This window comes from Pseudomonadota bacterium (assembly GCA_037200975.1).
Classification (GTDB): Bacteria; Pseudomonadota; Gammaproteobacteria; order Steroidobacterales; family Steroidobacteraceae; genus CADEED01.
On the sequence record JBBCGI010000001.1, the window covers coordinates 4,452,986 to 4,477,106 of the forward strand.

At 64.9% G+C, this 24,121-nt stretch carries 20 protein-coding genes and 1 tRNA gene; 11 read left to right on the plus strand and 10 right to left on the minus strand.

Features of this window, described 5'->3' with window-relative positions:
- Positions 1-111: 111 nt before the first annotated feature.
- The 4 genes from WDO72_20065 to WDO72_20080 all read right to left on the minus strand — a co-directional run bounded on the left by WDO72_20065 (position 112) and on the right by WDO72_20080 (position 3,879).
- Positions 112-1,434, minus strand: a complete 1,323-nt coding sequence (locus tag WDO72_20065; protein ID MEJ0087970.1) for an epoxide hydrolase family protein — start codon at positions 1,432-1,434, stop codon at positions 112-114.
- A 127-nt stretch (positions 1,435-1,561) separates the two neighbouring features.
- The gene (locus tag WDO72_20070; protein MEJ0087971.1) at positions 1,562-2,596 is read right to left on the minus strand and encodes a thioredoxin family protein; all 1,035 of its coding nucleotides are present in this window, start codon (positions 2,594-2,596) and stop codon (positions 1,562-1,564) included.
- 7 nt (positions 2,597-2,603) lie between these two features.
- On the minus strand, positions 2,604-3,446 hold the full coding sequence (locus WDO72_20075; protein ID MEJ0087972.1) for an alpha/beta hydrolase: 843 nt from the start codon (positions 3,444-3,446) through the stop codon (positions 2,604-2,606).
- A 7-nt stretch (positions 3,447-3,453) separates the two neighbouring features.
- Positions 3,454-3,879 (minus strand): Ohr family peroxiredoxin, encoded by a 426-nt coding sequence (locus WDO72_20080; protein ID MEJ0087973.1) that lies wholly within the window; start codon positions 3,877-3,879, stop codon positions 3,454-3,456.
- Here WDO72_20080 and WDO72_20085 point away from each other — a divergent pair.
- Both WDO72_20085 and WDO72_20090 read left to right on the plus strand, forming a co-directional pair.
- A complete protein-coding gene (locus WDO72_20085; protein ID MEJ0087974.1) occupies positions 3,878-4,150 on the plus strand; it encodes a hypothetical protein in 273 nt (90 codons plus the stop codon). The two genes, WDO72_20080 and WDO72_20085, sit on opposite strands and share 2 nt — an antisense overlap.
- Entirely contained in the window at positions 4,151-4,342 is a 192-nt protein-coding gene (locus tag WDO72_20090) for a hypothetical protein (GenBank protein ID MEJ0087975.1), read from the plus strand.
- A gap of 59 nt (positions 4,343-4,401) precedes the next feature.
- Here the strand turns inward: WDO72_20090 and WDO72_20095 are convergent, their stop codons facing one another.
- Positions 4,402-5,451 carry an AI-2E family transporter gene (locus WDO72_20095; GenBank protein ID MEJ0087976.1) on the minus strand — a complete coding sequence of 350 codons (1,050 nt, stop codon included), beginning with the start codon at positions 5,449-5,451 and terminating at the stop codon, positions 4,402-4,404.
- A gap of 25 nt (positions 5,452-5,476) precedes the next feature.
- Positions 5,477-6,682, minus strand: coding sequence for a pyridoxal phosphate-dependent aminotransferase (locus WDO72_20100; GenBank protein ID MEJ0087977.1), 1,206 nt, complete (start codon positions 6,680-6,682; stop codon positions 5,477-5,479).
- A 103-nt stretch (positions 6,683-6,785) separates the two neighbouring features.
- Here WDO72_20100 and uvrB point away from each other — a divergent pair, with 103 nt between their 5' ends.
- Positions 6,786-8,837 carry an excinuclease ABC subunit UvrB gene (uvrB, locus tag WDO72_20105; GenBank protein ID MEJ0087978.1) on the plus strand — a complete coding sequence of 684 codons (2,052 nt, stop codon included), beginning with the start codon at positions 6,786-6,788 and terminating at the stop codon, positions 8,835-8,837.
- A 25-nt stretch (positions 8,838-8,862) separates the two neighbouring features.
- Here uvrB and WDO72_20110 read toward each other — a convergent pair whose 3' ends face one another.
- The 4 genes from WDO72_20110 to WDO72_20125 form a co-directional block, all read right to left on the minus strand.
- The gene (locus WDO72_20110) at positions 8,863-9,612 is read right to left on the minus strand and encodes a DUF4184 family protein (protein MEJ0087979.1); all 750 of its coding nucleotides are present in this window, start codon (positions 9,610-9,612) and stop codon (positions 8,863-8,865) included.
- 86 nt (positions 9,613-9,698) lie between these two features.
- Positions 9,699-12,989: a CHAT domain-containing protein gene (locus WDO72_20115; GenBank protein MEJ0087980.1), complete on the minus strand. Its 3,291-nt coding sequence runs from the start codon at positions 12,987-12,989 to the stop codon at positions 9,699-9,701.
- Positions 12,986-13,570, minus strand: a complete 585-nt coding sequence (locus tag WDO72_20120) for a hypothetical protein (protein ID MEJ0087981.1) — start codon at positions 13,568-13,570, stop codon at positions 12,986-12,988. The genes WDO72_20115 and WDO72_20120 overlap by 4 nt, the downstream gene beginning before the upstream one ends.
- Entirely contained in the window at positions 13,567-14,163 is a 597-nt protein-coding gene (locus WDO72_20125; protein ID MEJ0087982.1) for a sigma-70 family RNA polymerase sigma factor, read from the minus strand. Before WDO72_20125 ends, WDO72_20120 begins: the two co-directional genes overlap by 4 nt.
- 314 nt (positions 14,164-14,477) lie before the next feature.
- On the opposite strand from WDO72_20125, the gene WDO72_20130 reads away from it, so the two are divergent.
- From WDO72_20130 to WDO72_20165, 8 genes are all read left to right on the plus strand, one after another.
- Entirely contained in the window at positions 14,478-14,759 is a 282-nt protein-coding gene (locus WDO72_20130) for a DUF4282 domain-containing protein (protein ID MEJ0087983.1), read from the plus strand.
- A gap of 3 nt (positions 14,760-14,762) precedes the next feature.
- Complete coding sequence (locus WDO72_20135) at positions 14,763-15,728, plus strand: hypothetical protein (protein MEJ0087984.1); 966 nt, start codon at positions 14,763-14,765, stop codon at positions 15,726-15,728.
- Positions 15,712-16,470 carry a hypothetical protein gene (locus WDO72_20140; protein ID MEJ0087985.1) on the plus strand — a complete coding sequence of 253 codons (759 nt, stop codon included), beginning with the start codon at positions 15,712-15,714 and terminating at the stop codon, positions 16,468-16,470. The genes WDO72_20135 and WDO72_20140 overlap by 17 nt, the downstream gene beginning before the upstream one ends.
- 8 nt (positions 16,471-16,478) lie before the next feature.
- Positions 16,479-17,672 carry a hypothetical protein gene (locus WDO72_20145; GenBank protein ID MEJ0087986.1) on the plus strand — a complete coding sequence of 398 codons (1,194 nt, stop codon included), beginning with the start codon at positions 16,479-16,481 and terminating at the stop codon, positions 17,670-17,672.
- Positions 17,673-17,790: 118 nt separating this feature from the next.
- Positions 17,791-18,708 carry a transposase gene (locus WDO72_20150; protein MEJ0087987.1) on the plus strand — a complete coding sequence of 306 codons (918 nt, stop codon included), beginning with the start codon at positions 17,791-17,793 and terminating at the stop codon, positions 18,706-18,708.
- A gap of 82 nt (positions 18,709-18,790) precedes the next feature.
- Positions 18,791-18,865 (plus strand) — tRNA-Val (locus tag WDO72_20155).
- Between the two features lie 105 nt (positions 18,866-18,970).
- On the plus strand, positions 18,971-20,734 hold the full coding sequence (locus tag WDO72_20160) for an outer membrane protein assembly factor (GenBank protein ID MEJ0087988.1): 1,764 nt from the start codon (positions 18,971-18,973) through the stop codon (positions 20,732-20,734).
- A complete protein-coding gene (locus WDO72_20165; protein ID MEJ0087989.1) occupies positions 20,731-24,096 on the plus strand; it encodes a translocation/assembly module TamB domain-containing protein in 3,366 nt (1,121 codons plus the stop codon). Before WDO72_20160 ends, WDO72_20165 begins: the two co-directional genes overlap by 4 nt.
- The last annotated feature ends 25 nt before the right edge of the window (positions 24,097-24,121 follow it).

Genomic DNA, 24,121 nt, shown 5'->3' on the forward strand with positions numbered 1-24,121 from the left:
CTCCGGATTCGAGCGCCAATGAAGCCAGAGCCCAGGGCTGGTCGCAAGTGAGGAAATCTATCAGGAATAAAGGCGGCCGGCGCCCGGGGAGAGCGCGCCGGCCGCCATCCGTCAACGCAGGGAACGAAACGCCGCGCGCATTTCGCTGGCAAAGAGCTCGGGCTCTTCCCAGGCCGCGAAGTGGCCACCCTTGTCGACTTCGTTGAAGTAGACGAGATTGCTGTACGCACGCTCGGTCCAGCTGCGCGGCGCCTGGTAGATCTCGCCCGGGAACACCGTCACGGCGACGGGTAGTTTGATATCCGCCGTGCGCTGTTCGACCGCGTTGAAGTTGTTGGTGTTGTTCTCCCAGTAGAGCTGCGCCGACGACACCGCGGTATTCGTCACCCAGTAGAGCGTGATGTCGTCGAGCATCTCGTCCAGCGTCAGCGAACGCTCCGGCTCGCCGCCGCTGTAGGTCCACTGCGCGAACTTGTCGTAGAACCAGGAGGCGAGCCCAACGGGTGAATCTGTCAGCGAATAACCGATCGTCTGCGGGCGCGTCACCATCATCGCGCCGTAGCCGGCATTCTTCTGGAAGAAGTGGCTGAGCTTGTCGTACGCGGCCTTCTCGACGGGCGTGAGATTCGCTGGCGCCGGAGCACCTGCGCTCATCGCCTTGGCGGCATCCGCGGGCACGGTCGCCGGCATGTTGACGTGGATGCCTAACAAGCCGGCGGGCGCCTGGCGCGCCATGGCGTCGGCAATGACCGAGCCCCAGTCGCCGCCTTGCGATACGTAACGTTTGTAACCGAGCCGCTTCATCAGCACGTCCCAGGCGCGGCCGATGCGCTCGGGTCCCCAGCCGGTGGTTTTCGGCAGCTCCGAAAAACCATATCCCGGCATCGACGGAATGACGAGATCGAACGCGTCGGAGGCCGTGCCGCCGTGCGCGGTGGGATCGGTGAGCGGTCCGATCGCCTTGACGACCTCGAGCACCGAGCCCGGCCAGCCGTGCGTGACGAGCAGCGGTAAAGCGTTCGGATGTTTCGATTTGACGTGAATGAAATGAATGTCGAGACCGTCGATCCGTGTGACGAACTGGGGCAGCGAGTTGAGCTTCGTCTCTACCTTGCGCCAGTCGTAACCCGTACCCCAGTACTTCACCAGTGCCTGGATTTTATCGAGCTTCACGCCCTGCGATTGATCGCTGACGGTTTCACGCGCCGGCCAACGGGTCGCGAGGACGCGCTGGCGCAGGTCGTCGAGCACGGCCTGCGGTACTTCGATGCGGAAGGGGCGAATGGCGTCGGCGCCCGTGGCAGGCGCGGCGAGCACGGGGCTGGAAGCGGCAAGCAGCCCGAACGCGACCGACGCGGCGGACAGGAGCATGCTCCATTGTGGAAGGGCGGACCTGCGGCCGCGCGTCGCGGCGGCCGGTTGGTAGTTAGACATTGCGTATTCCTTGTGCGTTTGGTGTGAGGCGATGAGCCGCGATCACAGCAGGGGCCGCCGACGCGGGCGATTGCACCTAGGTGTCGGCCGATACTTTGGTCTTGCGATTCGCCGCAAGCGGCGCGTTTCAACCGAACGTGAAGGCGTACAGCGCCGCGCCGGGATCGAGGAACTCGATGACGAATTCGCGCTCGACGACGGGCGCCTTCTGCCGTATCAGCTGATACAGCCGCCGGCCGGAAAGGGTGCCGAAGCCGAACTCGTCGGCGTCGGCGCCGTGCGCGTTGCCGGGTGGTTTGCCGTCCAGCGTCACGCGGAATCGTACCGGCTGCCCAGGTATCGCGGCACCCATGACCAGGTGCAGGTCGCGCGCGTGAAAGCGATAACTCAGGCGGGTGTTTGCACCGTTCGCGGTTGCGGCATCGGCGCGCAGCGTCCATTCGCCCGCCACCGCCCATCGATTGAGGCGCAGCCGCGGAGGCAGTTCGTACTGATGCCGGCTATGGGGAATCGCCCCGCCGGGCGAGGCGAAGTTCTGCGTGCGTTCGAGGCCGAGGTAATTCTCCGCGGAGCGCAGGTTGTTCCAGTCGGCCGCCGCTTCCGCGCCATCACCTGCGACCGCGACGAGGTCGCGACCGACGCCGGTGGCGCCGGCCTCGGCCAGCAGCTGCTGGATCGCCCGTTCCGCGCCCTCGTAGTCGCCTTCACCGAATTGATGGCGGCGAATGCGGCCACGCGCGTCGACGAAATACAGCGCGGGCCAGTACGCATTGCCGAAGGCGCGCCAGACGGCGTGGTCGGCGTCGAGCGCGACTGGATAGGTGATGTTCATGTCCTTCACCGCCTGGCGCACGTTGTCGGCGTCGCGCTCGAAATCGAATTCCGGCGAGTGCACGCCGATCACCACCAGGCCCTGGTCGCGATACTTGTCGGCCCAGGCGCGCAGGTAGGGCAGCGTGCGCAGCCAGTTGATGCAGGTGTAAGTCCAGAAATCGACCAGCACGACCTTGCCGCGCAAACTCGCGGTTGTCAGCGGCGGCGAGTTGAGCCAGCCCAAGGCTCCCGAGAGCGCCGGCATCTGGCCTTCATCGGCCACCGCCGGGCTCGCGGCGAGCGTCGCGCCGGAAAGCAACGCGGAGAGCAGGAACCTGGAAGCTTTCATGAGGGACTCAGTGTTCGAGAAACCGCGACGCCTGTGTGACGAACTCGCGGTGGTACTGGAATATGCCGCCGTGCCCTGAGTCCGGAAATATGCTGAGCTCCGCGTCGGGCAGCGCGTGAAAGAGATCGATGGAATTGTCGGTCGGTACCATGATGTCGTCGTCGCCGTTGACGACCAGCACGGGTAGTTTGATCTCCCGCAGCGGCCGGCCTTGCGCCGCGTCGCTGCCCCAATGAGTGATGGCGACGAGGTGCGCGGCGACCGTTTCGTTGCTCACCGCGAGGTCGCGGTTCTGTCCGCGGTCTTTCAGCCGCAGCAGAAATTCATCGGCGGCCCGCTGGCTGCCGGGGGTCTGCGAGAAGAACAGGATGTGTTTCGCGTGCCGGTGATCGGCGCCCGATTCGGCAACGGCCGCCTGCAGCACTTTCGCGACCTGATCGATGCCCGCGCCGCCCGCGGGACCGGTGCCGGCGAGAATCAGGCGGCGGACCAGGTCTGGCCGGTCGTGCGCGATGAGTTGCGCGATGAATCCGCCCATCGAGAATCCCAGCAGGTCGATGTTCGTCAGCCGCAGCGCGTCGATGAAGGCGATGGCATCGCGGGCCATGTCGGCAATGTTCGTCGGCGTGATACCGGCCGATCCGCCGACGCCGCGATTGTCGAAGATGATGACGCGGCGATTTGCCGCGAGACCGTCTACCACCGCCGGATCCCAGTCTTCGAGTACGCCGGTGAGATGGTTCAGCAACAGCAAAGGAGCGGCGGATGCGGCGCCAATCTCGCGATACAGGAATGCGCATCCCGCGGCGTCGATTTGCCGGGTAGCCGCGTTCGCAAAAGTCGGGTTCATGCCGCGCTCAGATCACGTTCAGCGCGATGGGAATGCTGCCCTTGAGCGCCTTGGAATACGGGCAGGTGTCATGCGCGGATTCCACCAGCGAGCGCACGACTTCGGGCGAAAGCCCCGGCACTTTCACGTTGAGGCGCGCGGCGAGCGAATACGCGTCGCCCGTGAGCACTAGATCGATCTCGGCATCGATGGACGTGCCCGACGGAATCGTCACTTTCATGCGGCGGGCGGCGATGCCCATCGCGCCCTGGAAACAAGCCGACCAGCCCGCGGCGAGCAGCTGCTCGGGATTCGTGCCGGTGCCGGGTGTGCCAGGTACGGAATGTTTGATGTCGAGGCGACGGTCGCTGCTCTGCGACACACCGCCGTCGCGGTCGCCGTCGGTATGAACTTTGGCGGTGTAGAGAACTTTGGGCTGGGTGTTGTCGAGCATGGCGATCTCCGCGTGGAAACAGGCGCGGATCAAAACAGATGCGACTGCGCAGCGCGATGACACGAAGGTATTGGCACTAGCACAGATCGCCGCGCCGAAGCGGGGCGGCGCTCATGTTCCTTTGATGACAGTCAAGCGGTTTCGCGACTTTCTAACTACCAATGCCTCGAAAGAGGTAGGCGAATTCCCCCGCATGGCCGACGGAAAGCGCATGCACGAGTGGTACCTTGCTCGCCGTCGCCAACCGGTGACGCAACCCAAGGAAATGTGAATGCAATCGTCCAATCTCGCCGCGCGCATGGAAGACGCGGAACCCGATCTGCTCAAACTCGCGCGCCCGGCGCTGCAGGTCATCACGAATCCAGCGCCGGCACCGGCGCGCAGGAATGGTCCGAGCGTGTCGTTCAAGACGCGCCGGTTCGCGATTCGCGATCAGGGGTTTAGAACATTCCGGATCTTCTGATCCGGCAATAGCAATAAAGAGCACCGCCTTCGATCGCGCCTGCGACGAAGTGCGGCCGCTTAGGTTTTCGCGATGCGGCCCTGGCTCGAGACCAGCCCTTTCTCGCGCAGCTCTTCCTTGAAATACGCGTAGAAGATCGGCGCGGCGATCAGGCCCGTGATTCCGAATGCCGCTTCCATCACCAGCATTGCGATCAGCAGTTCCCACGCGCGCGCATTGATGTGCGAGCCGATGATGCGCGCGTTCAGGAAGTACTCGAGCTTGTGAACCACCACCAGGTAGACGAGCGAGGCGGCGGCCACCGGAACACCCTGGCTCAGGCACACGACGACGATGGCAGTGTTCGAGATGAGATTGCCAATGATCGGTAGCAGGCCCACGACGAACGTGAGTGCCACCAGGATTTTTACCAGCGGCACGTCGACGCCGAACAGGCGCAACACGACGTCGAGATACAACCACGTGAAGAAAGTGTTGATCAGCGAAATCCAGAACTGCGCGAACACCACGCGTTGGAACGCGGTGGCGAGCCGCGCGGCGTGACGCGCGATGTGTTCGGTGAGTGGCCGGCGCTCGGAGGGATTGGCGGCCTTCTGCATCGAGAGCAGCGCGCCGATGATCATGCCCATGAGCACGTGCACCAGTGAACGGCTGATGCCGCGGCCCGCCAGTTGCAGCGATCCGGCATTGGAGCGCAGCCATTCGGCGATCGTGCGCTGCAAGGTTTCGCCGTCCTCCGGCACATAGGCCTGCAGGTTGGCGGGCAGAATGGCGCGTGCATCTTCGATGATCTGCGCCATCTTCTGCATGAGCAGCGGCACACTCTCGCCGCTGTTGCGCATCAGCGCGACGATGCCGATTCCGATGCCGATGAGTGCGGCGATCACGGCCGATGCGATCAGCGTGACAGCCAGCACGCGCGGGCCATCGCGCCCGAGCGCGCGCAGCCGCAACCAGGGTGTGAGCACGTCGACTAGCTTGAAGACGAGCAGGCCGGCGAGCAGCGCCGACAACAGGTGCAGCTTGATGATCAGCCCGAGTGCCAGCGCGGCCAGCAGCCAGGCTGCGATGTCCGCGCGGGTGACCGGTTGCGTAACGGCGGTGTTCATGGAGTCCGCCGCGAGTCCGGTGATATCAGGCGGTCTTCGCGACCGGACCGCGCTCGAGCACGTTCTTCATGCGCTCGATGGATTTCTCGAGCGTCGCCATGCTGGTGGCGAACGAGGCGCGGAAATGTCCCGGCGCACCGAAGCCCGAGCCCGGCACCACGGCGACACCCGCATCGTTGATCAGCATCTCGGCGAAGGCGTTGTCGTCCTTGCAGCCGAACGCCAGCATCGCGGCGCTGCAATCGGCCCAGGCGTAGAACGCGCCGCTCGCCGGCAACGCAACGATGCCGGGCAGGCGGTTCAACGCGGCGATGAACCAGTCGTGGCGCTTCTTGAACTCGACGTTCATGTCTTCCACGCATTTCTGATCGCCGTTCAGCGCGGCGACCGCGGCTTTCTGCGTGATCGATGAGGCGTTGCTCGTGCTCTGGCCCTGGATGGTGCTCATCGCGTTCACGATGTCCTTCGGTCCGCCGCAGTAGCCCAAGCGCCAGCCGGTCATCGCATACGATTTCGAAACACCATTGATGGTGATGACGCGGTCGTAGAGTTCCGGCGCGACGGTGAGCAGCGAGGTGAATGGCTCGGCGCCCCACCAGATTTTTTCGTACATGTCGTCGGTGCCGACCAGCACGCGTGGGTGCTGCAGCAGCACGTCCGCGAGCGCGCGCCATTCCGCTTTTGTGTAAGCCGCGCCGGTGGGATTGCAGGGCGAGTTGATGAGCAGCAGCTTGGTCTTCGGCGTGATGGCCGCTTCGAGCTGGCGCGGCGTCATCTTGTAGCCCTGCGACGCCGGGCAGTTAGGCGTGACCGGCAGGCCATCCGCCAGCAGCACCATGTCCGGGTAGCTGACCCAGTACGGGGCCGGGATGACGCATTCATCGCCCGGATCGAGCACCGTCATGCAGAGGTTGTAGATGGTCTGCTTGGCGCCGGAGCTGACCAGAATCTGGTTGCGCTCGTAGCTGATCTGATTGTCGCGCTTGAACTTCGCGATGATGGCGTCCTTGAGCTCGGGGATGCCGTCGACGTTCGTGTACCGCGTGAAGCCTTTCTTGATCGCGTCGATGCCCGCCTCGGCGATGTGCTTGGGCGTGTCGAAATCCGGCTCGCCGGCGCCGAGGCCGATGATGTCCTTGCCCTCGGCCTTCAGTTTCGCGGCGCGCGCGGTGACGGCGAGAGTGGGCGAGGGCTTGACGCGTTGAACGCGGCGGCTGAGCGAATTGGGCACGGTGGGGAGACTCTTGATTAAAGGACGGGTTGGGATTCGGAAAACGGCGCGTATATTACGCGATCCACTTTCTGTAGACACGGCTCACTGAGCGGCCAAATGCATGGAAACTAAGCCTTTTGTACTGAAAGCAGACTACGAACCCGCCGGTGACCAGCCGCAGGCGATTGCCAAGCTGGTCGAGGGGCTGAATGACGGCTTCCGGCACCAGACGTTGCTGGGCGTGACGGGAAGCGGAAAGACTTTTTCGGCCGCGAAGATCATTCAAAGCGTCCAGCGACCCACGCTGGTGATGGCGCACAACAAGACGCTGGCCGCCCAGCTGTACGGCGAATTCAAGGAGTACTTCCCCGAGAACGCGGTCGAGTACTTCGTTTCGTACTACGACTACTACCAGCCCGAGGCGTACGTGCCCTCGAGCGACACTTATATAGAGAAGGACGCCTCGATCAACGAGCACATCGAACAGATGCGCCTGTCGGCGACCAAGGCGCTGCTCGAGCGCAGCGATTCCATCATCGTGGCCACGGTCTCGGCTATCTACGGTCTGGGCGATCCGGCTGCGTACCATTCGATGATCCTGCATCTGAATCGCGGCGAGCGTATGGACCAGCGTCGGCTGCTGCGCCGGCTCGCGGACATGCAGTACACGCGCAATGAAATGGATCTGCAGGCGGGCACGTATCGAGTGCGCGGCGACGTGGTCGATATCTTCCCGGCGGAATCCGCGCGTGAAGCGGTGCGCGTGGAGCTGTTTGACGAGACCGTCGAATCGATCGCGCTGTTCGATCCGCTGACCGGCGAGATCCAGCGCAAGGTGCCGCGCTTCACTATCTACCCCGGATCGCACTATGTGACGCCGAAGGAGCGCCTGATTGGCGCCATCGACTTCATCCGCGAAGAACTGCGCGACCGGCTCAAGGTGCTGCGCGAGCAGAACAAGCTGGTGGAGGCGCAGCGCCTCGAGCAGCGCACGATGTTCGACATGGAGATGATGAAAGAGGTGGGGTATTGCGCCGGGATCGAGAACTATTCCCGTTATCTCTCCGGCCGCGCGGCGGGTGAGCCGCCACCGTGCCTGTTCGACTATCTACCCGCGAATTCGCTGTTGATAATCGACGAGAGTCACCAGACCATTCCGCAGCTGGGCGCCATGTACAAGGGCGACCGGTCGCGCAAGGAGACGCTGGTCGAGTACGGCTTCCGGATGCCGAGCGCGCTCGACAACCGGCCGCTGAAGTTCGAAGAATGGGAGCAACTTGCGCCGCAGATGATCTTCGTCAGCGCGACGCCGGGCAAATACGAAGCGGCGCACGCGGCGCAAACGGTCGAGCAGTTGCTGCGGCCCACGCACCTGGTGGATCCGGTGGTGGAAGTGCGGCCCGTGGCCTCGCAGGTCGACGACGTGTTGAGCGAGATCAAGCTGCGCGCGGCGCAGGATGAGCGGGTGCTGATCACGACGTTGACCAAACGCATGTCGGAGGATCTGACCGAGTATCTGCACGAGCACGGCGTGAAAGTGCGATATCTGCACGCGGACGTGGAGACCGTGGAGCGCATGGAGATCATCCGCGACCTGCGGCTCGGCAAGTTCGATGTGATCGTGGGCATCAACCTGCTGCGCGAAGGACTGGACATGCCCGAGGTGTCGCTGGTGGCGATTCTCGATGCGGACAAGGAAGGCTTCCTGCGCTCGGACAATTCGCTGATCCAGACGATGGGCCGCGCGGCGCGCCATGTGAACGGCAAGGCGATCCTGTACGCGGATCGCATCACCGGGTCGATGCAGCGCGCGATGGAGGAGACCGACCGGCGCCGCAATGTGCAGCTCGCCTACAACAAGGAACACAATCTCACGCCGCTCAGTATCCGCAAGAACATCAACGACGTGATGGAAGGCGCGCGCGCCGATACCACAGACTTCGGCTACAAGATGGGCAAGAAAAAGCGCGGCGCGGAAGAAGCCGCGCCCAACCTGCGCATGTTGTCGCCCGAGCAGATCGTGCGCGAGATCAAGCGCATGGAAGCGGAGATGTTCAAGCGCGCACGCAATCTCGAATTCGAAGAAGCCGCGCGCCTGCGCGATGCCATCGAGAAGCTCAAGCAGCAGGAGCTGGGCCTGGTGGGCGGCGGGTTGGTGTCAGGTGGGACTTAGCGGAACTAGCGCTGCGCTAGTTTCGCTAAGTCCCACCTGACACCGACTTCATCCAGATGGCTACGCCGCACCACGCCACGAAGAAGCCGGACATCGATCCGACGGCGGCGTAGAAGAGCTGCAAGTCGTAACGCGCGCCAGCGTACGGCAGCCAGTCCACCACTCCTGCGATCAGCAAGCCGGCGGCGAGCAGCCCCAGCGCGATGATCCGTGCGCGATCGCTGATGTGGTAAGGCCGGATGAGCGCCCGCGCGGGCTGCCGGCGCAATCCATGCGCCCACATTCCGAGCAACACGAGCCCAACTACCGAGCTCAATCCGTGCAGGAAATGGTAGATCGGCAGCCAGCTCAGACCGGGCGTCGGGCCCAGCAACGCGGGGAAGGCATTCGTCGCGAAAGTCCCGCGGTGCGTGATGGCGTCCCACAGCAGGTGAGTGATCGCGCCCAGCACGATGGCGATACACGCGCGCGCGATCAGCCCGGGCGTCAACGGTTCGGTGCGCGCGAAGCGGGTGTGCCAGGAATCCCCCAGCAACGTGATGGTCGCCTTCTCGAGAAAACGCACGTAGAACAGCCACACGAGCAGTCCGGCGGGCAGCGCGAAAGTGAACAACCCCGCGAAGCTGTGCGTCACCAGCCGGCTCGACTCCAGCGAGAAGAAATACCCGAAATCCGGCGCCATGCTGCCGATCATCAGCGCGCTGATGGGCAGCAACTGCCGGCTGAGGCGATGCAGGGGCAGCACCGCCGCGGCGTGTGAAACGGTGAATGGCACGCGAATTCTCTGCTGAAGACGAAGCGGGGAGAGTACCGCGCACTTGCGTCGGACTTCAGGCAGAGATGGACGGGATCGTCCTCAACTCATCGTGAGGTAGACACCAGAAACCCGCCCCAGAAATACGGATGCTCGTAGGGGCGCGCGGAGCCCTCACGCACAGCCCGCAGCTTCAGTTGCGAGCGCCGCAAGGCGCCGGCGGCGTCGCCTTTCTGCGCGGACAACGCGTCGTACATGCCGCGCATCAGGCGCGCGGTGCTGCGATCTTCGACGCGCCACAGGCTCGCCACCACATGTTCCGCGCCGCGGCGCTGCACGATTGCGCTCAGGCCTTCGATCTCACGGCCGTCGTCGGTGGTCGCGCCGCCGAGGCCGCTCTGGCAGGCCGACAGCGTCACCAGCCGCAGATCGTGGAAGTCGAGATCCGCGATCGCATCGAGCGTGAGCTTATTGCCATCGCCTAACAACAGGAACGAGCGGCGCGCGTTGCCCGGCCGCAGGCTGAAATGCGTGCCGAGATGCAGCACGGAAAACGTGCGATCGACGGTGAGCAGCCCCTGCAGCCGCGCCTGTGTGAACGCAGCGTCCGCAAAACCCGCGCCGCCGAGCGCGCCGTTGCCGACCTCATCGCGCGGACAGGTGCGGCCGCGCACCGCGAGTCCTTCGATCGGCCCGCGCACCACGTCGCACAGTTCGTCTGCCATCGCGGGCAGCGCGTCGTATCCGGCGACGGCTTTCGTCAGGCCGAGGCCTCGCACGGTCAGCGCCGCCGTCGACGCCGGATGCGCCGTGGCACCGGCCGCCAGTTCATCGGGCACATACGATTCGATCGAGTAACGGTCGACCAGGTAGTTCCTGCCGTCGCTCAGCGTCGCGAACGGGATGTAGCGCAGCGCGCCATCCAGCCACAACACGAGGCGCTTCGCGCCGGCCCGCCGCGCTTCCTCGTCGAGCGGTTTCGCCACGGCGGCATAGAGTTCCTGCGACATCGCGCTCACGTCTTCGCGCTTGGCGATCGCATCCAGGAAGCGGCCGATGTCGCGCCGCAGTTTCGGCGCGTCGACCGCGGACTCGTACTCGAACTGCCCGCGGCGCGTGGCGATCAGAACCCGCAGCCGCGTGTCCGTCAGTAGATAGAATGCCAGCGCCGCGTCCGGGCCGAAAGCCGCGAGCTCGCGTGCCAGCCTCTCCGCCTTCACCGTGCGCAGCGTGGGCTGGGGCGCGGCGGTCCCTCCGGCGAGAAAACTCTGGATACGTTCGGCGCGCGCCGCTTCGCGTTGCTGTTGCCCGGACAACAACTGCGCGAGCGCGGCCTGCTCGGTGGCGCTGATGGTCTCGGTCTCGTTCAGGCGCGCCAGGCGGTCGATTTCGACGCCCGTGTTCGCATCGGCGTTGAGCAGTTGCAGGTACCGCTCGCGCAACGCGCTCTCGTCGGGCGTCAGCTCGATGCCGCTCTCGCGATTCCACTGCGCGTCGCGCAGCACGAAGTCGTACAACTCCTCCGCCTTGAGCAGGCGCAGGACGTCGAGCCCTTCATCGATGCGGCCCGCGGACATCAGCCAGTCCGCGACCGTGCGGTACACGCCGACCTTGTCGGCCAGGAAGGTGCGTTCGAGGCGGCGATCATCGCCGGCAAAGCGGCCGCGCAGCCGTTCGATCTGCGCGATCGATTCCTTACCGAAGAAGATCGCGAGTGCGGGGTCGGTGCGCAACTGCAGCACGCGCGCCAGCGCGAAGTCGGCGCGCCACAGCGGGTCGGGCGTGCCCAGCGTGTTGGCGGCGGACAACGCGCGGATCGCGAGCATGTACTGGCGCTGCGCATCGCCGCGTATTCCGCTCAGTTCGCTGTTCAAAGCGTAGACGTCGTGCCGCAGGAAGGGGTCGGCCTCGCGCGATGTCTCGATGCGCTGCGCGGCGTCCTCGCAGCTCGGCGTCATCGCGACCGGAGCGGCCTTGATCTCGAGCGCGCAGCCTTCCGCGATCGCCCGCAGGATCGCCGGATGGGAATCCGGCAGGCGCCCGCGATAGAGGACGAGGGCGCGTGCCACCGAGTCACGATCCGCGGCAGCGTCCTGGTTATCTCCGAGCGCGCCCAACGTCAGCAACGTGGCCGCACGTTCGACGGCGAGTTTCGGGTCGTCACCGGCCGCGCGCGCCGCGGCTTCGAGCGAAGCGCGGGCGAGATCGCGTTCTCCGAGCGCCAGTTGCACACGCGCGAGTCCGCGGTGTTGCGCAACGACAATCGGCCGCTCGATGTCGGCGTTGTTCCCGACGATGACACCCGCGCGCTCATACGTGCGCTGCGCTTCGGGCAGTTCGCCGAGCGCGAGCTGGGCGCTGCCGAGATATTGCAGCGGACGGACGAGAATCGGGGCGTCTTTGCCGCGCGTCGCCTCGCCGAGCGCGACCGCCTTGGTGGCAAAGTCGCGCGCCTCCGCGGGCCTGCCACGCACGACCAGCAACCCGGCGAGTTGTGTGTACGCCGCCAGCTGATGCCGCTGCAGCGGCGCGCCTTCCTTGCTTTCCGAAATGGCGACGGCCTTGCGCAGCGCGGCCTCCGCGCCTTCGAATTCATCGAGCCGCTCGAGACTCTGGCCCAGCCATACGTACGACGGCACGCGTTGCACCGCCGGGCCGGCCATTTGCTCTTCTATATGGATGGCGCGCTCGGCATGCGCGCGCACGGCGGCGAAATCTTCTTCGCGCCACGCGATGTTGATGTAGGTGTTTTCGATCGCGGCCGCCGCTTCGCTGACGGACGCATCGTTTTTCTCGAGGATGCGCTGCGCCTGGGCCAGCGATATCTTCGCGGCGGCGAAATCGCGCACGAATGCCTGGCTTTGCGCGAGCCCCACCAGCACCTTCTGCAGCTCTATCTTCTTGAGACCGGGGTTGTGTTCGCGGATACGCCGCGCGTTTTGCCAGGCAGCGATGGCATCGGTGTTGCGCCCCTGGCGCGTGGCGATCCACGCATAGGCCACGTGGATCTCGGCGACCTCGGTCGAGTAGGGTCCGAGCCGCTTCTCGAAGATCGGCCGCGCGAATTCGAGCAGCGGAATGGCTTCGGGCATGCGGTCGAGAAACGCGATCAGCGGCGTGCCGAGCGAGCCCACCCACCAGGCCATCTCGACGGAATCGGCGCCGCGCTCGCGCTCGACGCGCGGGATGACCTTGCAGATCAAGGCCACGGACGCGTTCGGATCCGTCTCGATGAGCTTCTCGACCGCCACGCGCAACGCCGGAAACGGCTCGGTGTCCGCGCCCGGGGTTGGCAGGCTGGCCATTTCCTTGCAGACCAGTGGCAGGTCGAACGCAAAGGCGCGCGGTGCCAATACCGTGGCTAACAACAATGCCCAGCCGGCACATCGCCGCGTCATTCAGGTCTCCGGATTTCGATGCGCAACACGCCGTCGGCAGGCGCGGGAATGCCGTGCGCGTCGAGTACCTGCTTGACGGCGGCGGGTAGTGGCAGCGGCAGGTCGGCGTCGATGCCGTGGACGTCCAGTGCTTCGTAGCCGGTGGCCTCGATACGCGCCGCTCGCAGCTCGGCGAGCAGGTCGCGCTCCAGTCGCGCGGGGTCTGGAGCCGTGAGGCGCACGATTCCCGCTTCGTCGCCACGCAATACTTCGGGAGTGGCAACCGGCCGCTGAATCTGCAAGACGACGCCGGCGGCGACCACCAACAACACGCTGGCGGCGAGCGGCAGCTGCCAGCGAGGCAGCCCGCGGCGCGGGGTGCGTTCGATGAGGCCTTCGTCCACCGCGCGTTGCACGAGCTGTGCCTCGCGCCGGGCCGCGGCGAGTTCGTCGTTCGCCGGCATCTCGGGCGCTTTCCTGGCACCGCTCAAGGCCGCGCGCAGCGCTTCGGCTTCACGGCGTGTTGCCGATAGATCGGTGGCGCGGCCGGCGAGGGCGTCTAACCACTTGGCATCGTCGTCCTTGAAATCTTCCTGGCTCATGGGGCTTCTTCCTTGCCGAAGGCGAGCTCGTACCATTCCGCGAGGTGAACCCGCGCGCGTTTACGACATTGCGAGATGAACTCGCGCGTCGCGCCGGGCGAGCGTTCGAGCAGCGCGCCGATCTCCTCGTGCGACAAGCCGTCGGCGGCGATCCAGGAGATGACTGCCGCATGGGATGGCGCGGCGGCTTCGAAGCGCGACCAGCACTTCTGGAAACATTCGGCCAGTTGCTGCCGCTTCAGATCGTCATCCGGCGTCGGGACGTCGCGTTGCGACAGTTCGGCGACCCGCGCGGAGAGTTCGGTATTCATGGCGTCGCCGTCGTTGAACGGCACTTCACGGCCGCTGCGGCGCAGCCAGTCGAGCACGCCGTTGCGCAGGATCGCGTCGATCCACGGCAGCAGCTCGGAGTCGCCGTGAAAACTCGCGCAGCGTTGCCACACCTTGATGAAGGTGTCCTGCACGAGGTCGCGCGCGGCATCGGGATTGCGGAGGGTGCGCAGCGCACGCGAGTAGAGCACCGCGAAGAAATCGCGATCGAGGCTGCGTAACGCCTGCTCGATGGCCGCTCCCCCGTCGCGGCACGCGCGCATGAAATTGTTCTTGTCCAGACGCACCCCGTCGCGGTGGGCCGCGCGAATTCACGCCCAAGCGTACCGCAGCCCATCCGTTGCGCAAGCGAAGCGGGTTTCATGCGGTAAAGACGCCCGGCGACCCCGATCGTCAGGAAAGCGGGATGGGAAAAAGGGGACAGATCTATTTTTCGAGCACGATCCTTCCGTGCGCGCCTTGGACCTGCCGAAAAATAGATCTGTCCCCTTTTTCCCATCCCGCTTTCCTGACGTTTGACCTCAGCGTGCGTCTTTAGCGAAACAACCAGAACCGCCGACGCGGAAAGGGAGCTGCGATGAACCTGCGAAACGTCCTGTATTTCGACGCCATGCTGACACCCAAGGTGATCACGGTCGTCTATTGGCTGCTGTTGCTCGGCTGCGTGCTCGCCGGTCTCGGCAGCCTCTTCTACACCGGCTTCCAGTACATGACCTTCGGCGGCTTCATGCGCGCCATCGGCATCACGCTGGGCGGCGTGATCGGCTCGCGCATCTGGTGCGAGCTGATGATCGTGCTGTTCAAGCTCAACGAGAACGTGCAGCGTCTGGTCGCCTTCGCCGACCAGACCCGGAGATAGGCCATGCGCACTTTCCGAATTGCAACACTGTCGCTGCTGTTGTTGTTAGCCGCGTGCGGCGGCGGAAAGCCGGGCCAGCCCGGTGCCTCCGCCGCCAACCGGCCCGCGCCGAGCGGCAACGCCACGGCGGAAGAAGTCGCCGAGGAAACACGCGGTGACGTCGATTGCCCCGCGGACATCGACAGCCCCGCGCGCGCCGCCGACGCGCCGGTCGACGACGTGGTCGGCGTGCGCCCCGGGCTCACGTTCGATGAAGCCACGAATGTCGTGTTGTGCACGGGCGAGTTGCTCGTCGCGTACCCCGACACCTCGCAGCGCTTCAACATCAAGACTTACGGCGCCACGATCCGCCAGGGTTTTGCCGCGCGTTTCGCCGAGCCGCGCGTGGCGAAGACCTCGCAACAGATCATGAAAGAGATGCAGGACGACTTCATGGCGCGCTCCGGCAACGCCGTGCGTGAAGACATGAAGCCGGGCGAGGCAAAGTGGTACGTGTCGACCATGGGCCTGCCGGGCCAGGAACGTGTGATCGCCGCCGCACGCCGCGAATGGTTCGCGGAAGGACGCAATCCCACGATGGAGAGCGTCGCGCTCGCGCTCACGAAAAAGTATGGCGCTCCGACCCGTCAACAGGTCCAGCCGCACATCATCATCCTGACATGGATCCATGATCCGCAGGGCCGCTTCGTGCCCGAGACTTCGCCGCTCGCGAATCAATGCACCGCGATGTCGAGCCCCGACGGCGGGACTAACTTCTCGCCCGACTGCGGCCTCGTGGTCGCCGCGCAGGTGGCTCCCATGCGCGAGAATCCGGCGTTGGCCAAGTACGTCGAAGTCGGCGTCGCCGACCAGGCGCTGGGTTATCAGGCCATCACCGAAACCGAGCAGGCGCTCGAAAGCGGCGAGATGGCCAAGCGCAAGCAGCAGGTCGATGAAGCCGCGAAGAACGCCGATGGCCCGCAGCTTTAGTCCGCGCGCGCCGCGCGTCGTTGTGGCAGCGTCGTTGACGTTGCTGGCGGCCGGCTGCGCGCGCACCGAAGCGCCCGTTGCCACGAGCAGCGTCGCAAGCGCCGTGCCTGCCGCGAGCGAAAGCCAGCCGATCGGCGAGGTCACACCGCGCAACACGTTGACACCCGCATTGCCAGGGCGCTCAGGCGAGCTGCTCAATCCGGACGGCAGCACGATGGTGCTGCTGTACTACGACCTCGCCGGTATCCCCGCGCCGATCGATCAATGGCTCGACGATGACATGCGCGTGCGCATGGCACCGGCGACCCAGAAGCCGGCCGCCCGCAACCTGGTTCGACAGGAGCTGGAGTCCGGCATCAAGAGCGTGCAGCACGTGGGTTCGATCCGCCTGTCGATGCACGCCAACCTGAGCGAATACGACGCGACCTACGGCGAGTTCACGGTGCGGGCGCTTTCGCCGAGCTCGGTGGTCGAGTTCAAGGCCTTCGGCCAGAAAGTGGCGCTCAAGTTCGGCAATTCGCGTCTGGCGCAAACCTGGAAAGTGCCGCCCGCGCAGGCGCAGGGAGTGCGCGATCGCATCGGGTTTTCCTCCGATGTGTCCATCGACGCGTTGCTGCAGATCCGCGACGTCCATGCCGCGCCCGAGGGCGGGACCATCACCACGCAAGTCATCGAATACGAATTACGCGAGAACCGCGGCGGCACCTTGTTAGGCCGCGTGCAGCTTGCGCAACAACCTTGAGGTTCGCCATGAATATTCGCAAAGCCTGGATCCTGGTTACATTCCTCGGCGCCATGGGCGCGCTCGCGGCGCAGGCGGCCACGCCGAAATGCGCGCCGGGCGCCAGTTGCATCGAAACGCGCAGCTTCCTCGCGACCGTCACCAGCCTGCGCACCAGCAAGCAGGGCACGAATCGCGTCGTGACTGCGACAGTGCACTTCGAGAACAAAACCGCGAAGCCGCTGACGTTGGGTTACGTCAGCGAGTCCGGTCTCGCGCTCGACGAACTCGGCAACCGCTATCTCGTGCCGGGTCCGGGCGCCGTACGGGCGATCGGCGAGATCTCCGGTACCAATTTCGATCCGAAGTTCACGCTGCCGCCGGGCGAGGGCAGCGATGCGAAATTCGAGCTGACGTGGGATGCGGGCAAGAACAAGGCCGGCGTGAGTTTCGAGCTGGATCTTGCGATCCGCGAATTGACGGCGACCGGTGCGGATCAATTCAAGCTCGGGCAGGAGCATGCGGTGCATTTCGCGTCGCTCGGGCAGAAGGCTGCGGTCACGGGCGCAGTCGCGGCCACGGCCACGCCGCCGCCGGCATCGACGGACCCCTGCGGGGGTTCACCGCGTTGCTTCAACGCGGGCACCTTCATCGCCGAGGTCGTGCAGGTCACCCCGACGGCAATGGCGAAGGGCGTGCGTCATCATTACGTGTCGCTCAACATCCGCTTCCGCAACATCAGCGACAAACCTTTGATCCTGGGCTACCAGGCGTCGTCGAGCGCGGCCGTCGACAATTTCGGCAACAGCTTCACATGGGGACGTCCCGGAACGTACGACGGCAGCGTGAAGGGAATCGGCATCGTGTCTGCGCGCAGCGCCGACACGCAGTTCAGCCTCGCGCCCAACCAGGCGCGCAGCGCGACGTTCGGCGTCATCCGTTACGAGGCGAAGCCGCCGATCGGCGAGAGCTGGAACTACAACGTCGTCATCGCGGAGATCGAGATCCAGCCGGGCCAGGTGGTGAAGTCGGTGCGGCAGAACAGCGTGAGCTTCGAACGGTTGGCGCCGGGTTCGTTCTCTGGCGCGTCCGTCGCCGGTGGCGGGACCGCGGCGGGCAATGCGACGGCGGCGGCGTTGAACGAGGCAGGCGTGCCCACCGACGCCGACGCAGCCGTAGGCAAGATGATCGACCTCATCAACAAGAAGACCAAGAAGAAATAGGGTGCCGGGTGGGGAAACCGGGGAGAGAGAATCTCCGCGGTCCCACATCAAACTGCGCTTCTGGCTCGTGCGCCGAGGGTTGATACTGCGACCTTCGTCCGGCGACCGAGTGATGTCGATGCCACGCAGATTGCGGCTTCATCTGCCCGGCGGGTTCTACCACGCCACGTTGCGCGGCAACCATCAGCAGGCGTTGTTTCGCGCGGAATCCGACCGCCGTCTGCTGGATGCGATCGTCCAGAAGTCGCTCCTGAAATACGGCGCTCGCCTGCACGCGTACTGCTGGATGACGAACCATCTGCATTTCCTCGTGCAGGTGAGTGACGAGCCGCTGGGTGGCGTCATGCGTGAAATCGCATCCAACTACGCGCGCGCGTTTCAGAAAATGCTGCCCACTACCGGGCATCTGTTCGAACGGCGTTACCACGCGATGCTGGTTGATACCGACTCGTACCTGCTGGAGTTATTGCGCTACATCCATCTCAACCCGGTCAAGGCCGGGATGGCGCGTCGCGTGTCGGATTATCCCTGGTCGAGTCATCGTGCTTACGCCGGGAGTGACTCGCCCAGTTGGCTCAGCGCGGATTTCATCCTCGCGATGTTTGCACCAGACAAAGCTGCCGCGCACGCGGCCTACCGGAAATTCATCGCCGATTCCTCTCCCGAGAATGAATTCGATGAGACACGGCTCGAACAGTCCGGAATTCTTGGCGATGAAGAGTTCGTTGCGCGCGTGGCAGCATCTCTGTCGGTCCCTGCACGGCCCAACCCCACGATCCCACGCGCCAGGTTGCTGACCGACTTACTCGGAGAGGCCTGCCGGCGATTCACCGCCACCGAACAAGACCTGCTGTCGGACGCCCGCGACGCGCATCTGGTGAAAGCCCGGGGGTGGTTCGCGCGCGAGGCAACCACCGCTAGAGTTGCCACCCTCTCCGAAGTGGCGCGGTTTCTGAAGCGCGATCGGGCAACGCTTCGGTATGCCATGCGCCAGTTGGGCGAGGAAGCCCGGGTAACGGCTCAAAACCCCACCTGAATCCGGGATTTGAGGGGTCCAGCCGCGTTTCCCCACTTTCCTCACCCGGCACCCTCCAGTATCCTTCGCGGCCTCTTGCGGCAGTCGCGTAGCTCAGTGGTAGAGCACCTCCTTGACATGGAGGTGGTCGGTGGTTCGATCCCACTCGCGACTACCAATTCCCTTACAGACCGGCAGGTGCCAAATCGCGATCTTCTCCGAAGGTTCCCCCGGAGAGTCGCATGCTCAAGTTCCTTGGCAGCACGGTCGGCATCATTTAGACGTGCGGGCGAATGGATGGGCGCAAGGTCTGGCTCTGATCCTGCTGCTGGCTGCGGCCGGTGCGCGCGCGGCCGGGGTCGATATCGAGATCGACGGTCTGCCTGAAGAACAGCGCGATGCAGTTCGCGCCACGCTTGGCCTCGATGAATACGCCAAGCGCGACATCTCCCCGTCCGAGCTGAGGTCGGCGTTCAAGAAATCCGACGCGCAGATCAAGCAGGCGCTCGAGCCTTTCGGCTACTACAACGCGCAGGTCCAGAAGGAGCTGAGCGGCGACGCCACCAAAGGTTGGAAAGCGAAGTTCACCATCACGCCGGGCGAACCGGCCATCGTGCGCACGGAGCGTGTCGAGGTCGTGGGCGATGGCAACGAGCAACGCCGGGTCCGCAACGCGCTCGACGGTTTCGTTCCCAAGGTGGGCGAACGCTTCGATCACGCCTCGTACGAAGCGAGCAAGGCCGTGATCGATTCGAGCCTGCGAGGTGCGGGCTATCTAGATGCCACGATCACGCAGCGCCGCGTGACGATCCGGCCGGAAGAATCGTCCGCCGATGTCGATCTCGCCTGGGAGAGCGGGGTGCGCTACAAATTCGGCGACGTGCGCTTCGCGGGCAATGCTCCGTTTCCGGAAAAATTCCTGCGCGACTTCATCCCCTGGAAAGAGGACGCGTATTTCAACTCCGAGCAGGTATTGAACCTGCAGCAGCGGCTGGTCGACGCCGACTACTTCGAGCTGGTGTCGGTGGCGCCGGCACTCGACGAGAAGAAAGACGGCTCGGTGCCGATCGACATCCTGCTCAATCGCGATCAGCGCATGGTGTATTCGGGGGAGGTCTACTACAGCACCGACTTTGGCGCGGGTGTGCGTGTGGGCGCGGCGCGGCGCTGGCTGAACGACAAAGGCCACAAGGCCGACGTGCAGGCCGAATACTCGCAGCGCCTGCAGGAAGCGGCGGTGCACTATCAGATTCCGCGACCTCGCCGCGACGATCGTTCGTATGATTTCGGCATTGCGTACCGCGACGAAACCACCGACGTGAGCCGCTCGCGCAATTTCACGCTGGCGGCCTCGCGCTCGGAGAAACGCTGGCACGGGTTCACGCGCACCATCGGCTTGAAATATCTGCGCGGCGATTTTCAACTGGGCCGCGACGATGACAATCTCGAGTTCGGCAGTTCGAAGCTGCTGTTCGCGGAAGCATCGCTGAGCCAACGGCGCGTGAACGACCGGCTTTTTCCCCGCAAGGGATACGTGCTCGACTTCGGCGTACGCGCGGCGAGCGAGGCGGTGCTGTCGGACACCGACATCGCGCAGACCTGGGGCCGGTTGACTTGGCTGATTCCGCAGGGAGACAAGGCGCGCATCAAACTACGCGGCGAGGTCGGTGCGATGACCGTCGGCAACTTCGACGCACTGCCGCCGGACCTGCGCTTCTTTGCCGGTGGCGATCGGTCGATCCGCGGCTTCGATTACCACGAGATCGGCGAGATCAATGCCAATGGCATCATCATCGGGGGCAAATACCTCGCCGTGGCCAGCGCCGAGTACGAGTATTACTTCCGCGAGGACTGGGGCGCCGCGGTGTTCGTGGATGCGGGCGACGCGTTCACCGACACGTTCTCGGTCAATGTCGGCGCGGGCGTGGGTGTGCGCTGGCGTTCGCCGGTCGGACCGATCCGCATCGACGTGGGATTTCCGGTGCAGACGGATCTGCCGTTGCAGGATAGCTGGCGGCTGCACGTGCAGCTGGGGCCCGATTTGTGAAGGCGCCACCGCTCAAGAAAGTGTTGCTCTGGGGCGGCGGCGCGTTCGCGTCGCTGCTGGTGCTGGTCGCGGGCTTGCTCGCGTGGTTGCTGTTCACGACGTCGGGTGCGCGCTGGGTCGCGGACATGGCCACATCGCGGTTCGCACCCCAGGTGAAGTACGGAAAGCTGGATGGCACCATCGCAGGACAGCTCACGATCGCAGACTTCCGCTTCGATGGCGGCATCGACAAGGCACGCATCAGTATCGAATCGTTGACGATGGATCCCACGTTGATGATGTTGTTCTCGCGGGTGTTGCGGATCGACCATGCACGCGTGCGTGGACTCGTGTTGGTGTTGCCGCCTGAAAAGGACGAGGAGGAGCCCGACGAGCCGCTGTGGATCGAGCCGCCGCTCGAGATGACCATCAAGGATTTCCTGCTGGCGGATGCGACTATCTACCGCGAGAAAGAGAAGCTCGCGACGGTGCGGCAGATCGGCTTGAGTGCGCAGTGGAAGGCTCGCGAATTGATTGTCGAGACGCTCGCGGTGAAGCCCGGAGATGTCGGCGGAAGCCTGGTGGTGTCGGGACGCGTGACGCCGGAAGCGGATACGGTGCGCGGAGCACTGAAGGCACAGTGGAAGGAGGTTCTCGTGCCCGAGAGCCTGGCCGGACGCGTGATCGCCAGTCGCGGTGCGATTTCTCTCGACGGTACGCCGCAAGCGTATTCCGCCGCCGGTGAGCTCGACATCGGTCCGCCGGGCGAGCTGACGCACGTCGTGCTCGACGTCGCGGGCACCGACAAGATGGTCTCGCTCAAACAGCTCGAGCTGCAGCAACGCGCCGGGCAGTTCGCGATGACCGGCACGGTGCAGTTCGATCCGCAAGTGGCCTGGGACGTGAAAGCGCTGGCGCGCGAATTCAATCCGGGCGAGTTGCTGGCCGACTGGCCGGGCCGCGTGAATCTCGACGTCTCGAGCAAGGGCCAGTTGGCCGAAGCCGGTCCGCACGGCACGCTGCACATCGCGTCGCTGTCGGGAGAATTGCGCGGCCGGCCAATCGCGGGCGACGGCGACATCGAGTTTGCGGCGCCTGCGACGCTGGCCGGCGCTCTGCGCGTGTCGTCCGGCAAGAGCCGGATCGCGGTCAAGGGTTCGGGCGGCGACCGGAGCCAAGTCGACGCGACGGTCGAAATCGCCATCGCTTCACTCAACGACTGGGTGCCGGATACACAGGGTAGTTTGACAGGGCGGTTCACCGTGCAGGGCGTGTGGCCCAAACTCACGATCGCGGGCGCCGCGGATGGCAAATCGCTCGGCATGGGTGAGAACAGCATCGTGAAGCTGCACGTCGACGCTTCGGTTGCGAGCCCGCTGGATCCCGATGGCAAGGTGCACGCCGTGGCCACGCAGGTCACGGTAGGTGGACAGGTATTCGCGCAAGTGACGCTCGACGCCTCCGGCAATCAGGCGAAGCATCATGTGACTGCCAGCGCGGACAGCGAACAATTCGATGGCACGGTGGAATTGGCGGGCGGTCGCACGAAGGACGGCTGGAGCGGAGAGCTCGCCAGGCTGGATTTCAAGGCCGCCGACATCGCCACGCTCACACTGCGCGAGCCGTCGCGCCTGGTGCTGGAGAAAGGCAATGTGTCGCTGTCGCAGACCTGTCTCGAAGACCGGCCGACGGTGTTGTGTTCGGCCATGAAGTTCGAGGCATCGGGCGCGCTCGATGCGGGTTATTCCTTCGAGCGAGTGCCCCTCAAGCTCGCCAACTCGCTGGCGCCGGAGGCGTTGGCGGGCGAGTTGCAGGGCGAATTGCAGGGGCATGGCCGGGTGCGCCGTGGTGCCGACGGGCAGTGGATAGGTGATCTTGCCGTGAAGTCGGAGTCGGCGCGGCTGGTAGTGGCGCAGGAGGGCGAGGATGCCAACGCGGGCGCGGCGCCGCTGGCGTCGCGGGGCACGCTGCTCATCTATGAGGATCTCGACATGCAGGTGGATTTCGCCGGCGTGAAAGCAGCCGCAAGGCTGACGGCGAAGCTCGATCACGGTGGCAACGTCAGCGCGAGTGTCACGGCATCGGACTTGAATGCTCCGACGCCGAAGATCGCCGGGAAGATCGATGCCGCGATGCCGACGCTGGCGCCCTTCGGTGCTTTCGTCCCGGCCGTTGCGAATCTCGACGGCGCGGTGAACGCGCAGATCGAGATCGGCGGCACGATCGCGAAGCCGGAGTTCACGGGCAATGTCGACGCCACCAAACTACAGGCTGACCTCGGCGCGCTCGGCATCGAGCTGCGCGACGGACGCCTGCGCGGCGAGGCGAAGCGTACGGGGGGATTCAATCTCGCCGGGTCCGTGGCTTCGGGGAAAGGGCACCTCGAATTCGAGGGCGCGATGGACGAGCGCGGTGTCGTGGACGTCAAAGTGCTCGGCCAGAATTTCCTGGCGGCGGATATTCCGGCGGCCAACGTCGTCATGACGCCGGACCTCACACTCACCGGCGATTCGAAGGGCTATCTATTGAAGGGTGAGGTCACGATTCCGAGCGCGACGATCAATCTGCAGAAGCTGCCGCAGGATCAGCCGCCCGGGGTGTCACCGGACGTGGTCGTGATCCGCAACGGCAAGGAAGTGGATCGCGCGGCGCAGAGCGCGGGGTTGCCGATCACGGCGCTGATCACGGTGAAACTGGGCGACAAGATTGCCATCACCGGTTATGGGCTGGACGCGACAGTGTTCGGTCAGCTCGTCGTGCGCGAAGCGCCGGGCGTGCCGACCTCGGGGTCGGGCCAGCTGACGGTGGCGGGGCGCTACAAGGCGTACGGACAGGACCTCACCATCAAGGACGGGCGCCTGCTGTTCGCCGGTACGCCGCTCGACAATCCGCGTCTTTCGATCGTGGCAACGCGTGAGATCAGCAGCGCGATGACGACGGGGCTGCGCATCGGCGGGTCGGCGCAGAGGCCCATCATCACGGTGATCTCGGATCCCAACGTCGGCGAGGCCGATGCGTTGTCGTATCTTGTAACCGGCCGTTCGCTGTCGGATGTGGGCAGCGCCAGCGGCAGTTCGCAGTCGGCTCTCGCGTCCGCGACGCAGTCCCTCGAAGGCGCCGCGGGTGGTTTGGTGGCGAAGCGCATCGGCAATCGGCTCGGCCTCGACGAGGCGGGAGTGGAGGAGAACGAGTTGATCGGCGGCTCGGCGCTGACGATCGGCGAATACCTGTCGCCGCGGTTGTATCTGAGCTATGGCGTCGGCTTGTTCGAGCCGGGCGAGGTCATCGCGCTACGCTACAAGCTGTCGGATTCCGTGGGCGTCAAAGTGCAACGCGGATCCGAAGAGACCCGCGCCGGCGTCGAGTACCGGATAGAGAGATGAAGGAGGGTGCCGGGTGGGGAAAGTG

Coding starts and splice junctions, on each gene's coding strand:
- WDO72_20095 (MEJ0087976.1), bottom strand. CDS start 5,451: ATGAACACCGCCGTTACGCAACCGGTCACCCGCGCGGACATCGCAGCC.
- WDO72_20065 (MEJ0087970.1), bottom strand. CDS start 1,434: ATGTCTAACTACCAACCGGCCGCCGCGACGCGCGGCCGCAGGTCCGCC.
- WDO72_20080 (MEJ0087973.1), bottom strand. CDS start 3,879: ATGCTCGACAACACCCAGCCCAAAGTTCTCTACACCGCCAAAGTTCAT.
- WDO72_20090 (MEJ0087975.1), top strand. CDS start 4,151: ATGCAATCGTCCAATCTCGCCGCGCGCATGGAAGACGCGGAACCCGAT.
- WDO72_20140 (MEJ0087985.1), top strand. CDS start 15,712: ATGGCCCGCAGCTTTAGTCCGCGCGCGCCGCGCGTCGTTGTGGCAGCG.
- WDO72_20075 (MEJ0087972.1), bottom strand. CDS start 3,446: ATGAACCCGACTTTTGCGAACGCGGCTACCCGGCAAATCGACGCCGCG.
- WDO72_20120 (MEJ0087981.1), bottom strand. CDS start 13,570: ATGAGCCAGGAAGATTTCAAGGACGACGATGCCAAGTGGTTAGACGCC.
- WDO72_20145 (MEJ0087986.1), top strand. CDS start 16,479: ATGAATATTCGCAAAGCCTGGATCCTGGTTACATTCCTCGGCGCCATG.
- WDO72_20070 (MEJ0087971.1), bottom strand. CDS start 2,596: ATGAAAGCTTCCAGGTTCCTGCTCTCCGCGTTGCTTTCCGGCGCGACG.
- uvrB (MEJ0087978.1), top strand. CDS start 6,786: ATGGAAACTAAGCCTTTTGTACTGAAAGCAGACTACGAACCCGCCGGT.
- WDO72_20125 (MEJ0087982.1), bottom strand. CDS start 14,163: ATGCGCGCGTGCCGCGACGGGGGAGCGGCCATCGAGCAGGCGTTACGC.
- WDO72_20115 (MEJ0087980.1), bottom strand. CDS start 12,989: ATGACGCGGCGATGTGCCGGCTGGGCATTGTTGTTAGCCACGGTATTG.
- WDO72_20085 (MEJ0087974.1), top strand. CDS start 3,878: ATGGCGATCTCCGCGTGGAAACAGGCGCGGATCAAAACAGATGCGACT.
- WDO72_20130 (MEJ0087983.1), top strand. CDS start 14,478: ATGAACCTGCGAAACGTCCTGTATTTCGACGCCATGCTGACACCCAAG.
- WDO72_20150 (MEJ0087987.1), top strand. CDS start 17,791: ATGCCACGCAGATTGCGGCTTCATCTGCCCGGCGGGTTCTACCACGCC.
- WDO72_20135 (MEJ0087984.1), top strand. CDS start 14,763: ATGCGCACTTTCCGAATTGCAACACTGTCGCTGCTGTTGTTGTTAGCC.